General features: G+C 67.2%; 11 protein-coding genes and 1 riboswitch. Of the genes, 8 read left to right on the forward strand and 3 right to left on the reverse strand.

The features are described from left to right. Positions 1 to 10 precede the first annotated feature (10 nt). The 3 genes from CMO28_RS23485 to rsmA are packed head-to-tail and all read left to right on the forward strand — an operon-like array spanning position 11 to position 3250. Complete coding sequence (locus tag CMO28_RS23485; RefSeq protein WP_296717837.1) at positions 11 to 1291, forward strand: peptidylprolyl isomerase; 1281 nt, start codon at positions 11 to 13, stop codon at positions 1289 to 1291. Next, positions 1278 to 2312, forward strand: a complete 1035-nt coding sequence (gene pdxA, locus CMO28_RS23490) for a 4-hydroxythreonine-4-phosphate dehydrogenase PdxA (protein ID WP_296717841.1) — start codon at positions 1278 to 1280, stop codon at positions 2310 to 2312. Before CMO28_RS23485 ends, pdxA begins: the two co-directional genes overlap by 14 nt. A 14-nt stretch (positions 2313 to 2326) precedes the next feature. Next, a complete protein-coding gene (gene rsmA / locus CMO28_RS23495) occupies positions 2327 to 3250 on the forward strand; it encodes a 16S rRNA (adenine(1518)-N(6)/adenine(1519)-N(6))-dimethyltransferase RsmA (protein ID WP_296717844.1) in 924 nt (307 codons plus the stop codon). A gap of 24 nt (positions 3251 to 3274) precedes the next feature. Here the strand turns inward: rsmA and CMO28_RS23500 are convergent, their stop codons facing one another. Next, complete coding sequence (locus CMO28_RS23500; protein WP_296717848.1) at positions 3275 to 4687, reverse strand: calcium-binding protein; 1413 nt, start codon at positions 4685 to 4687, stop codon at positions 3275 to 3277. Positions 4688 to 4952: 265 nt separating this feature from the next. Here CMO28_RS23500 and CMO28_RS23505 point away from each other — a divergent pair, with 265 nt between their 5' ends. Further along, positions 4953 to 5942: a calcium/sodium antiporter gene (locus CMO28_RS23505; protein ID WP_296717852.1), complete on the forward strand. Its 990-nt coding sequence runs from the start codon at positions 4953 to 4955 to the stop codon at positions 5940 to 5942. A gap of 27 nt (positions 5943 to 5969) precedes the next feature. Here CMO28_RS23505 and gmk read toward each other — a convergent pair whose 3' ends face one another. Then, positions 5970 to 6644, reverse strand: a complete 675-nt coding sequence (gene gmk / locus CMO28_RS23510) for a guanylate kinase (protein WP_296717856.1) — start codon at positions 6642 to 6644, stop codon at positions 5970 to 5972. Between the two features lie 28 nt (positions 6645 to 6672). Beyond that, positions 6673 to 7563 (reverse strand): YicC/YloC family endoribonuclease, encoded by an 891-nt coding sequence (locus CMO28_RS23515; RefSeq protein WP_014745372.1) that lies wholly within the window; start codon positions 7561 to 7563, stop codon positions 6673 to 6675. A gap of 161 nt (positions 7564 to 7724) precedes the next feature. Here CMO28_RS23515 and CMO28_RS23520 point away from each other — a divergent pair, with 161 nt between their 5' ends. From CMO28_RS23520 to CMO28_RS23535, 4 genes are all read left to right on the forward strand, one after another. Next, the gene (locus CMO28_RS23520) at positions 7725 to 8498 is read left to right on the forward strand and encodes an SDR family NAD(P)-dependent oxidoreductase (protein WP_062765226.1); all 774 of its coding nucleotides are present in this window, start codon (positions 7725 to 7727) and stop codon (positions 8496 to 8498) included. A 71-nt stretch (positions 8499 to 8569) separates the two neighbouring features. After that, positions 8570 to 8786: riboswitch (cobalamin riboswitch) on the forward strand. Between the two features lie 165 nt (positions 8787 to 8951). Beyond that, positions 8952 to 10892 (forward strand): TonB-dependent receptor plug domain-containing protein, encoded by a 1941-nt coding sequence (locus tag CMO28_RS23525; RefSeq protein ID WP_296717870.1) that lies wholly within the window; start codon positions 8952 to 8954, stop codon positions 10890 to 10892. 4 nt (positions 10893 to 10896) lie between these two features. Further along, positions 10897 to 11805, forward strand: coding sequence for an ABC transporter substrate-binding protein (locus CMO28_RS23530; protein WP_296717872.1), 909 nt, complete (start codon positions 10897 to 10899; stop codon positions 11803 to 11805). Further along, entirely contained in the window at positions 11802 to 12797 is a 996-nt protein-coding gene (locus tag CMO28_RS23535) for a FecCD family ABC transporter permease (RefSeq protein WP_296717876.1), read from the forward strand. Before CMO28_RS23530 ends, CMO28_RS23535 begins: the two co-directional genes overlap by 4 nt. Position 12798: the final 1 nt, after the last annotated feature.

Consider the following 12798-nt stretch of genomic DNA (forward strand, 5'->3'; position numbering starts at 1 on the left):
AGGACGTTCGATGAAGCCCTTGCGCATTCTGCTCCTGGCCGCCTTCGCCGGTACCACCGCATTGTGCGGGGTGGTGGCGACAGGGCCCGGCACGGCGCTCGCGCAGACGGCGGGCCGGGTCGCGGCCGTCGTCAATGACGATATCGTCTCGGTGTTCGATCTGACTGCCCGGATGGACATGGTCATCAAGACCTCTCAGTTGCCGGATGATCAGCAGACCCGTCAGCGCCTGGCCCCGCAGATTCTCCGCCAGCTGATCGACGAACGCCTGCAGCTGCAGGCGGCTCGCCGGCTGGGCCTGAACGTCACCGCCGATGAACTGTCGCGAGCTGAGGCGCAGATCGAAACCCGCAACAACTTCGCGGCCGGCACCCTGGAACAGGGGTTGCGGGCACAGGGCATTGTGCCCTCCACGGTGATCGACCGTCTGCGCTCGGAAATCGCGTGGGAGAAGGTGGTGGCCCGCGAGGTGCGGCCGCGGATCGTGGTCGGCGAGGATGAAATCAATGCGGTGCTGGATCGCATCCGCGCCAATGCCGGCCAGACCGAATACCGCGTGCTTGAAATCGTGTTGAGCGTGCCCGACCCGCAGCGCGAGGCCGAGGTGCGCCAGAATGCCGAGCGGCTGCTTGAACAGCTGAAGGCGGGCGCGCCCTTCACGGCGCTGGCCCGCGAGTTTTCTGACGGCGTCACCGCCCAGCAGTCGGGTGATGTCGGCTGGGTTCTGCCCGGTCAGCTGGCGCCGGAGATCGATGCCTTCCTTGCCAATGCGCAGGCCGGCACCGTCTCGACGCCGATCCGCACGCCCGAGGGCTATCACATCGTGGCGGTCGCCGACACCCGCAAGGTGACGGGCGGCGACGCCTCGCAGATCGAAATCGCGCTGAAACAGATCGCGCTTGAAACCGGCGACGACCCGGCGGCCCAGCGTGCCGCCACCGAGCGGCTGCAGGCGGCCACGGCCGATCTCGCCTCCTGCGAGGCCGTGGACGGCATCGCCAGGGATCTGGGCGCGGATCCGACCACCGATCTCGGTCGGCTGAAGGTCGGTGATCTGGCGCCGGCGCTGCGTCAGGCGGTGATCAATCTGGGCCCCGGCGAGGTTTCCGGGCCGATTACCGGTGGTGGCATGGTGCGCGTGTTCGTGGTCTGCGACCGCAGTGGCGACATCGCCGGGCTTCCGGACCGCGATACCATTCGCGAGGCGCTGATCCGCCAGCGGCTCGACACGATGGCCCAGCGCCATCTGCACGACCTTCGCCGCCAGGCCTTCATCGATGTCCGCGTCTGATGATGCCCCAAGGCGGCCCCTGGCCGTCACCATGGGAGAGCCGGCCGGTATCGGCGGCGAGCTGACCCTCGCCGCCTGGATGCGCCGGGCGGATCTGGCCCTGCCGGCCTTCCTTGCCCTCGACGATCCCGACCGGCTGGCCGGGATTGCACGCAAGCTTGGATGGCAGGTGCCGATCCGCGAGATTGCGTCGGCCAGCGACGCCCTGACGGCTTTCGAGGACGCCCTGCCGGTTCTGCCCGTCCGACTTCCCTCGCCTGCCACCCCGGGGCGCCCTGATCCCGCCCATGCCGGCGCAGTGGTCGAGGCACTCGACCGCGCTGTCGACCTCGCCATGGCGGGCGCGGTCGATGGCGTGGTCACCAATCCGATCCAGAAGAAGACCCTCTACGACGCGGGCTTTCCCTATCCCGGCCATACCGAATACCTCGCCGCCCGGTGTGGTGGCGGCATGCGGCCGGTGATGATGATCGCAAGCCCGGCCATCCGGGTCGTGCCTGTGACCATTCACGAGGCCCTGGTCCGGGCGGTGGCCTTGCTGACGCCTGATCTGATCGTCGAGACCGCCACCATCACCGCCGAGGCCCTGCACCGGGATTTCGGCATCGCCCGGCCTCGGCTCGCCCTTGCCGGCGTCAACCCGCATGCGGGCGAAGACGGCACGCTTGGCCGGGAGGATATCGAGATCGTCGCCCCGGCGATCGAGCGGCTGAAGGCAGCCGGCATCGACGCCCGGGGGCCGCTGCCGGCCGATACCCTCTTTCACGAAGAGGCCCGGGCGGGCTATGACGCGGTTCTGGGCATGTATCACGATCAGGTGCTGATCCCGGCCAAGACCCTGGACTTCCATGGCGGCGTCAATGTGACGCTGGGCCTGCCGATCGTGCGAACCTCACCCGATCACGGTACGGCGCTCGATCTTGCAGGCCGTGGCACGGCCCGTGTCGACAGCCTGACCGCCGCCATCCGCCTTGCCGGCACCATGGCTGCCGCGCGGGCCCGTATCTCCCCTTCTGCCTGAATTACAGAGCCCTCATGACCTCCACGCCTCCGGCCGACACCGCTGCGGTGCGCGATACGACATCGGCGCTCGACGCCCTGCCCCCGCTCAGGGATGTGATCGCGGCCGCGGGCCTCGACGCGCGAAAATCGCTGGGTCAGCACTTCCTTCTCGACCTCAACCTCACCCGCCGGATCGCAAAGCTGGCAGAGGGTGAGAACGGGGTTGCCGGTCGCACCGTCATTGAAGTCGGCCCCGGGCCGGGCGGCCTGACCCGCGGCCTGCTCGCCGGCCCCGCCGCCCGCGTGATCGCGATTGAACGCGACGGCCGTGCCGTCCAGGCACTGCAGCCGTTGATCGATGCCTGTCCCGGCCGCTTTTCCATTATCGAAGCCGATGCCCTGGCGATGGATCCCGGAAGCCTGCTCGACGCGGTCGGCGACGACGGGCGCTGTTGGATCGCCTCGAACCTGCCGTACAACATCTCCACGCAGCTGACCGTTCAATGGGCCGAGCGGCCGGAACGCATCGCCGGCATGGTGCTGATGTACCAGAAGGAGGTCGCAGACCGGCTGACCGCCCGTCCGGGCGGCAAGGATTACGGCCGGCTGTCGGTGTTGGCACAATGGCGCTTCAGCATCTACAAGGGCTTCGATATCGGCCCGCGTGCCTTCACACCCCCACCCAAGGTGACCTCCACCGTGCTGGTCTTCGAGACCCGCCCCGAGCCGCTCGCCCCCGCAGAGTTGAAGGCGCTGTCCACCGTAACCGCCACTGCCTTCGGGCAGCGCCGCAAGATGCTGCGTCAGAGCCTGAAGGCCCTGGGCAATGCCGAAGATCTGCTCGCCGCCGCCGGGATCGATCCGACGCGCCGGGCCGAAACGGTGTCGGTGGAAGGGTTTTGTGCCCTGGCACGCGCCTTCGCCGATCGGCGGCAGGCAGAGGATGGCGAACGGTAGGAGCCGTCCGCCATCCGTTTCGGGTCAGAGCACGAAATCTCCTGCGGCGCCCGCCCCGATGCCACGCACCACGATCTCCATATCACGGACGAGATCTCCGTCGACATCGATGAGGACCAGCGATGTCGACGCAGTCAGAACCTGAACCGTCAAGGCCCCTGCAGCGCCGTCGAAGGCCTGGTTGCCCAGGAAGCGGAAGGCCTGGACGCCTGCGACATCCGGATCGGCATCTATGCGTGTCAGATCAATCCGGTCGCCCTCGGCGCGGTTGAAATCGCCGATCGTATCGCGCCCTGCTGCGCCGGCACTGTCGGTGATGCTGGTGTACACGAAGACGTCCGCGCCACCGCCGCCTTCCAGCAGATCGTCGCCGTTCTGCCCCAACAGACGGTTGGCGGCCGCATTACCCCGGATCGTATCCGCGAAGGATGATCCCCAGACCGCCTCAATCCCGGTCAGTTCATCAATCTTGCCCGTCGTATCGGTGGCGACCCCCTGGGCCAGGTCTACGTACATTGCTCCCGGGTTGTCGCCGTAATAGATCAGATCGACGCCGGGGCCACCTTCCACATCGTCATTTCCGGTGCCGGGGATCAGGAAATCGTCGCCGTCATCGCCATAGAGCTGATCGTCGAGCGCCCCGCCGTCCAATCGGTCATCATCGGCGCCACCGGTCAACAGATCGTACCCGTTCCCGCCCCTGAGCGTGTCTTCACCCAGATGGCCGGCAAGATAGTCATCGCCCTCGCCACCATTGACCTCGTCGTCCCCTGCATCGGCATAGATCTGATCGTTGCCGCCATCCCCGTTCAGAAGATCATTGCCCGGGCCCCCCCATATCTCATCGGAACCGCCACGGCCGAACACCACGTCATCTCCCAAACCTCCGGAGATGACGTTGACGCGATCATCGCCCCAGAGTGAGTCGTTGCCCTGTTCGCCGAGGATACGGAAGAAATTGTTCTGATAGTCGTTGCCCTGCCCGGCGATCCGGACTGCATCGCTACCGGACGAGACGGCGCTGTCACCACCGCTGGTCAGAAACTGATCCGGCGAGGCTGCCGACTGGGCACCGGAAAAGGACAGGACGGTCACGTCATAGGTTCCCGGTACCTCTTCGTACTCCGCGACCGCCAGATAATACGTCCCCGAGGTCGCCGGCACATATTCGAAGTAGGCATTGAGGCCGACCCCGTCCTCGCCGTCGGAGAGGATATGGGTGCCGTCGGGCCGGCGCAGATACATCAGAATGTCGCCGGCATCCGGGTTGGCGTCGGTCTGTGCGGACCCGTAAAAGCGATACACCGTTCCCGCGGCCAGGCTGAGGCGGATCCAGTCCACATCGCCCGCGGTCTCGAACCGCCCGGAATACTGCATGCTGTTGGCCCCGACGGCGAAATTCGCCGTGGTGCTCGTGTTCGCGGCCACATCCGCCATGATCGTCGTACTCCATGGGCCCGGACGCGCCGGCATCGCAGACGAGCGCGCGCGGCACCGCCTGCCGACACCCCCTCGGGCTGTCGATGAATATGTTTACCGCCACTTGGCGTCGAGGCACCCGGCAAGGCGCTTGCGCCTTCAACACATGAAGCTGAATGGCAGGGCACGTCTGCCCCCTGAATTGGGGGGCCCTTGAATATTCCGGCCGTGTCACCGACATTCGCACCGGCCACGTCCGGCCTCCCTCTCGACCGGAGACCGCATGACCTATCTTCTGCTCGCTGCCGGCCTTGGACTTCTGTTCCTGGGTGGCGAACTGCTGGTGCGCGGCGCCGTCGGTACCGCCACCCGTCTCGGCATCTCTCCCATGGTGATCGGCCTGACGCTGGTCGGTTTCGGCACCTCGACCCCTGAACTGGTCGCCAGCCTTCAGGCCGCCCTTGCAGGCGCGCCGGGCATTGCGATCGGCAATGTGGTTGGCAGCAACCTTGCCAACATCCTGCTGATCCTCGGCGTCTCTGGGCTGATCCTGCCGGTGGTCGTGAACCCGTCCGCCTTCCGCCGCGACGGTACCGCGCTCGCGCTCGCCACCATCGCCTTCATCGTCGCCTGCCTGGGTGGCGAGCTTGGCCGGATTGCCGGCGTGATCTTTCTAGTCGGCCTCGCCGGCTACACGCTGTTCAGCTACATCTCCGACCGGCGAAGCAACGACGCTGCAGCCCGCATGCATGCAGCCGAGGCGGATTTCGTTTCGGACGAGCCGCAGGTGAAGGCCATGAGCCTGCCCAAGGGGCTGCTGATCACCGCGATCGGTATCGCGGGCGTCATGCTCGGGGCCGACTTCCTGGTGGGGTCGGCGGTGGAGATCGCCCGCGAATTCGGCATGTCGGAAGCCGTCATCGGGCTCACCCTGGTCGCGATCGGCACCTCGCTGCCCGAACTGGTCACCTCGGTGATGGCCGCGATCCGCCGCCATGGCGACGTCGCCTTCGGCAACGTCATCGGCAGCAATATTTTCAACATCCTGGGCATCGCCGGCGTAACCGCCCTGGTCAAGCCGATCCCGATTCCGCCCGAGGTGCTGGCACTGGATCTCTGGGCGATGGCCGCAGCCACCGTTCTGCTGCTCTTCTTCGCCTGGACCGGCTGGCGCATCGGACGCCGGGAATCCGGCATCTTCCTGGGGGCCTATCTGGTCTATCTGGCGGCCCAGCTCTCACCCGGTATCCGCGGGGCGCTGGGGCTCGCCTGATATGCGTCGGGGTGCCGGCGCGCTTTCTCAGCGGCCGGCGCCCTCGCGCATCACATTCACGAAGCCGCTGAGGCCGAGCCGGCGTCGGCGCCGCAGGCGCTCCGCCCTGAGGATCGCCTCCAGATCCGCCAGAGTACGGTCGACATCCTCGTTGACCAGCACATAGTCGTATTCGGCGTAGTGGCTCATCTCATCCGCCGCCTTGGCCATGCGCTTGGCCACCACCTCGGCGCTGTCCTGAGCCCGGGTCGTCAGGCGGCGCTCCAGTTCGGCGATCGAGGGCGGCAGGATGAAGACGGTCACAAGGTCGTCGCGCGCCCGGTCGGCCAGCTGCTGGGTGCCCTGCCAGTCGATGTCGAACAGAACGTCGCGGCCGTCGGCCAGCGTCGCCTCTACCGCGGCCCGGGGTGTGCCATAGCTGTTTTCGAACACGGTCGCATGCTCAAGAAGCGCCTCTTCGGCCACCATGCGATCGAAACTCGCGCGATCGATGAAGTGATAGTCGACGCCGTCCACCTCGCCCGGGCGCATCGGGCGGGTGGTTACCGAGACCGACAGCGTGATGTCGTCGTCCTGCGACAGCAGGCGGCGCGACAGCGTGGTCTTGCCGGCACCCGAAGGCGAGGAGAGCACCAGCATCAAGCCACGCCGGCGATCATGAGGGGCGCGGCGTGCGGCGGTGGTGTCGGTCATCAGCAGCATGGTCCCTGAGAGGCGGTGATGTCGAAGCTCATTCGACGTTCTGGATCTGCTCGCGGAGCTGATCGATCCGGGTCTTGAGGGCAAGTCCGATCCGCGTCAGCGCCGTGTCGGAAGATTTCGAGCACAGCGTATTGGCCTCACGGTTGAATTCCTGCGCCAGGAAATCGAGCTGGCGCCCGACCGGCTCGTCGGCGGCCATCAGCTCCCGTGCCTGGGCGACATGGGCGACCAGCCGGTCCAGCTCTTCACGGATATCGGCCTTGGCAGCCAGCATCGCGGCTTCCTGAACGATCCGGTCTTCGGCAGCACCCGCGCGGTCCTGCAGCAGGCTGCGCAGCTGTTCCTCCAGCCGGGCACGGATGGTCGCAGGCTGGGTGGCGGCCAGGCCGGCAGCCTCGGTCACCAGCCCCTCGATCGCATCGACATGTTCGGTCAGCAACCGGGTCAGAGCCGCCCCTTCCTGGGCGCGGGCAATGACCAGGCGATCGAAGGCGGCGATCAGGCTCTCGGTCATCGCATGCTCGCGCGCCGCCCGAACGGCCTCGCTCTCCTCCTGCTCCACCATCTGCAACAGGCCCGGCACCCGCAGCAGGCCGTCGAGCCGCGGCACCTTCGCCTTGGGAAAGCGTCGCTGAAGCTCGGTCAGAACCTCGCCCAGCCCGTCGGCGACCTCGGGATCGATGCGAAGACGCGCGCCCCGGGCATGGGTCACCAGGCCCAGCTGCACGCTGACATGGCCGCGGCGGATACGGTCCTGGGCGACCTTGCGGACGACCGGTTCCAGCTGGTCGAAACCGGGCGCCAGCCGGATCCGCAGGTCCAGCCCGCGGCCGTTGACGCTCTTGACTTCCCAGTTCCAGCCATAGCGGGCATCGCCTGCATCGGCGCGGGCGAATCCTGTCATGCTGGCAAGCGCCATGGCCAATCTCCCGAGGATGAGCGATGATCAGGGGCGGGTCGGACGGGCGGACTATACGAACCCGTCCCGCCCCCGCCAAGCCTCGGATGACCATCCGGGTCTGATCACGTCACAGTCTCCGACGCTGCCCGTCGGATGTCCACCAGGACCACCCGCGTCCCATGACCGCATCCCCCACGCCCCGCCATATCGCGATCACCGGCGCGTCCAGCGGACTGGGCGCTGCCCTGGCGCTGGAATATGCCGGACCGGGCATCCGACTTTCCCTGCATGGCCGCGACACGGACCGCACGGAAGCCGTGGCAGCCGCCGCCCGCAGCCGTGGTGCCGAGGTGGATGTGGCGCGGTTCGACGTCACCGATGCCGATGCCGTCGCAGCCTGGGTGACCGCGATCGGTGCAGGCGCGCCCCTCGACCTGATGATCGCCAATGCCGGCATCTCAGGCAACGAAACCGGCAGTGGCGGCGCGGTTTCGGCAGAGGTTACCAGGGCCATCTTCGCGGTCAATGTCGACGGCGTGGTCAACACCGTGCTGCCCGCAGCCGAGCTGATGCTGGGTCGCGGGCGCGGAGCGATCGCCATCGTCGCCAGCCTCGCCGGCTATCGCGGCCAGCCGGGGGCGCCTGCCTATGCCGCATCAAAGGCGGCCGTGAAGGCCTGGGGCGAAGGGCTGCGTCCGCGCCTTGCCCATGGCGGGCTACGGGTGTCTGTCGTCTGCCCGGGGTTCGTGCGCACGCCGATGACCGCCCGCAACCGCTTTCCGATGCCCTTCCTGATGGATGCCGACCGGGCGGCGCGGATCATCCGCCGCGGGCTCGACCGCAACCGGGCGCGCATCGCCTTTCCGTGGCAACTGGCGGCCCTTTGCTGGCTGCTCGCCGCCCTGCCGGCCGCCTGGGCGGACCGGCTGCTCGGCGGCCTGCCTGGGAAGTGACGGCCGCTGCAACCATCCGGCGAAAACACGCGAATGTCACATCGCGCTTGCCAGACGGGCGATCTTCGCGCCAGGATGGCTCCACTGACGGTGTCCTGCGGTCGTTCCGCAGGATGAAAAGGGAATGCGGTGCGCCGGTATCATAATCCGGCAATTCCGCGGCTGCCCCCGCAACTGTAAGCGGAGAGTGCCCCGTCTCGAAACCACTGGCCCCGACGGGGGCCGGGAAGGTGACGGTGGTGCGATGACCCGCGAGCCAGGAGACCTGCCGTCATTCGCGGTCACGGGCGAGCACGTCGGGCGGGGTGTACCGATGGGTTCTGCAAGCGGTGGCGGCGCGGCATGAAGACCCCATAAGCCCCCCAAGGCTTCCCCTTCCCGCCCCGACCAGCCACCCTGCCGGCCTCGTTCGCAGTGACCGCATGACGCAGTCGAACGAGGTCGAGTATCCCCGTGTCCACCAATCGCCCACCCGCCCGCCACCGGTCGCGCCGTCAGCTTCGTGCCGGCCTGGCCCTGCCACTGATCACGCTGTCTCCGCTGGCAATTACGAACCTGGCCGCTGCCGAAGAGACTGGAACCGACGAGGCCACGCGTCTCGCCCCGCTTTCCGTCTCTGCCGCCCGCAGCCCGGTGCCGGTCGAGACCGTCGGCAGCGCCGTCACCGTCATCACAGCCGAACAGATCGAGGCTTTGCAGATCCGTCAGGTCGACGATGTCCTGCGTCTGGTGCCCGGCCTTGCGGTCAGCCGCACCGGGTCGGTGGGTGGCACATCGCAGATCCGCATCCGCGGCTCGGAAGCCAATCAGACCCTGGTGCGCATCGACGGCATAGAAGTCTCCGATCCTTCGGGCGGGTCGGAATTCGATTTCGGCCATCTGCTTGCTTACGAGATCGAGCGGATCGAGGTTCTGCGCGGCCCGCAGAGCGCGCTCTATGGCTCGGATGCCGTGGGTGGCGTGATCGACATCACGACCAAACGTGGGTCCGGCCCGCTTTCGGGCAGTGTGCGGACCGAGGCCGGCAGTTTCGACACCCGCGAAGCGGTCGGCACGGTCTCTTATGGCGACCAGACGTTCGATGCCCTGGTCTCGGCCCAGAGCTTCCGCACCGACGGCATCTCATCCGCCGATGAACGCGCCGGCAATCCGGAGAAGGACGGCTATCGCAACCGGTCCGCTTTCGCGAAATTCGGCTGGCGGCCGGCGGAGGATCTGGAATTCGCCCTGGTCGGCAGGACCGTGCGCTATCGTACGGAAGGGGATGGCTATTCCACTCTTCCTTACGACGCCGATGAGGAAACCCGCGGTACGCAGACCTTCCTGCGCGGCGAAGCGCGCTACGCCATGGCGGACGGCCGCTGGCATCATAAGGTCGGCCTTGCCAACACCGAACATGATCGCGACTACCGATCAGATGGCAGCATCACCAGCACCTATCTGGGCCGCCGGCTGAAGGCAGACTATCAGACCGACTACGGGTTCGAGACCGGCGCCGTCAGTCACGATCTTTCGCTGGGAACCGAGTATGAACGCGAAACCGTACGAACCAGCAGTGCCTGGTCAACGGTCGACCGTGCCTTTGATTCCACAGGTTTTGCGGGGGAATACCGCCTCGGGCTCTACGACCAGCTCTTTCTCTCTGCGGCCGGACGCTACGACAGGAATGAAATCTTCGACGATCAGAAGACCTGGCGCTTCACCGCAGCCTGGCTGATCCCGGGCACGGATACCAAACTGCGGGCTTCTTATGGAACTGGCATCAAGAACCCGACCCTGTTTGAGTTGTTCGGCTACAGCAATACCTATCAAGGAAATCCCGATCTGAAGCCTGAAGAGGCAACCGGCTGGGATGCCGGTATCGAGCACAGCTTCTTCGATGGTCGATTCGTGATCGATTTCGGCTGGTTCCGCCAGGACATCGAAAATCTGATCCAAGGCAGCGGCAGCACGTCGATCAACCTGCCCGGCACATCGCGGATCAATGGGATAGAAACCTCGGTCACCATACGGCCGGTTTCGTGGGCCGATCTGCGGCTGGCCTACACGTATACAGACGGAGAAGACTCCAACGGGCAGGAGTTGGTGCGTCGTGCGCCGCACATCGCCAGTGCCGATCTCTCGACCCGCTTTCTCGACAACCGTGGCCGGGCCGGCCTCTCTGTCGTCTACAACGGCGAACAGAAAGACTGGGCCTACGATGCCTTCTACAACCGAAGCGTCGTCACCCTCGACGACTACACCCTCGTCAACCTGACCGCCGCCTATGATCTCACCGACACGGTCGAGATCTTCGGTCGGATCGACAATCTCTTTGACGAGGAGTATCAGGAGGTTCTGGGCTACGGCTCACGTGGTCGCGCAGGTTATGCCGGCCTGCGGATGCGGTTCTGACCTGATGCGAGCACGGCGCCTTCCGCACCGCCTGACCGGGCTTCTGTCGACCAGGTTTCTGTCGACCGGGCTTCTGCTGACCGGCCTGGTACTCGCGGCCCCGCCCTCGGCTTCCGCCGGGGACGGGCCGCGGCGGATCGTGTCGATGAACCTGTGTGCCGACGAATTGCTGCTGCGCCTGGCACCGCCCGGCCGGCTGGTATCGGTTACCTGGCTGGCCGCGGGGCCGGCGGCGATCGATCCCGCAGCGGCGCAGGGGCTGGTGCTCAATCACGGCCGGGCGGAGGAGATTGCCCGGCTCGCCCCGGATCTGGTGGTCGCCGGCCGCTACACCACTCTGACGACCACGCAGATGCTGCGCCGGGCCGGCATCCCGGTGCTGCTGCTCGACGAGGCGACCAGCCTCGCCGGCATCCGGTCCCAGGTCACCAGCCTTGCCGCGGCCGTGGGCAACCCCGCTGCCGGCCGGAAGATGCTCGATGCCATGGACCGGATGCTTGGCGAGGCGACCCTGGATGCGAAAGACACACCGCTTCCGGGCGTGGTGGTTCTGCGTCCCGGCGGCGGTGTCGCCGGAGCGGGAACCCTGCAGGACGAGATCCTGGCTGCGGCCGGTCTCCGCAATCTGGCCCCCGATGCGCCGGTCGATGGCGATGGCCGGATCGGCCTCGAACGGCTGTTGCGCCTGAAACCCGATCTGCTGGTGCTCGATTCCGACGGGGATGCACCACCGGCCCTTGCGCGCGAGGTGCTCGACCATCCGGCCTTCCGGGCACGGGCAGCGGGCATGGCCATCACCAGCCTGCCGGCCGCCCTCTGGGTCTGCCCGGGCCCGTGGGTCGCAGAGGCGGTCGGTCGCCTGTCGGCCGCGCGACGGTCGCTCGCCGGACGCCAGCGAGGATCGCGGTCATGACGCTGACCACGGCCCGGATATCGGCGGCGCTCCTCCTCCTCACCGCCCTTCTGACGCTGGCCTCCATTGCTGCCGGGCCGGACGGTCTGGATCTTCCGCGCGCCATGGCCGACGTCGCCCATGGCCGCGACACGCTGGATGCGCTGATTCTGGTCCAGCTGCGCCTCCCCCGGGCGATCCTCGCGATTGTGCTGGGCGCCGGGCTCGCCATGTCCGGCGCAGCTTTGCAGGGGCTGTTGCGCAACCCGCTCGCCGATCCGGGCGTGGTCGGTGTCTCCGCCTCGGCAGGTCTGGGTGCCGTCGCCGCCTTCTACAGCGGTGCGGCGGCCGCCTGGTCGCTGGCCCTGCCGCTCGGTGGCATTGCAGGCGCCCTCGCCGCCACGCTGGTCCTGGCCGTGATCGCGGCACGCGGGGCCGGCACCACCGCGCTTATCCTCACCGGCGTCGCCATCGGCAGTTTCGCCGCAGCCCTCACCGCCCTCGCCCTCAATCTTGCACCGTCACCTTATGCGGCGCTCGAAATCGTCTTCTGGTTGATGGGATCGCTCAGCGACCGCAGTATGGACCATGTCTGGCTGGCGGTGCCGCCGGTGATGATCGGCCTGGTGATGCTCGCCCGGCTGGGACGGGCACTCGAAGCCCTGACCCTTGGCGAGGACACGGCCGCGAGTCTCGGCTTCGATGTCACCCGCACCCGGCTTGCGACGATTCTGGGCACAGCCCTTGCCGTCGGGCCCGGTGTCGCGGTCGCGGGCGCAGTCGGCTTCGTCGGCCTTATCGTCCCGCATCTGCTGCGGCCGCTGGTCAGCCATCGCCCCGGCGCCCTGTTGCTGATCGCAGCGCCGGCTGGCGCCGCTTTCACCCTCTCGGCCGATATCGCCGTTCGCCTGCTGCCGACCCGTCCCGAACTGAAGCTGGGGGTGATGATGGCCCTGATCGGTGCACCCTTCCTCGCCTCCCTGATCCTGAAGACCGCGCGAAAGGACGGCTGAC

Source organism: Tistrella sp. (assembly GCF_002684955.1).
GTDB classification, from domain to species: Bacteria; Pseudomonadota; Alphaproteobacteria; order Tistrellales; family Tistrellaceae; genus Tistrella; species Tistrella mobilis.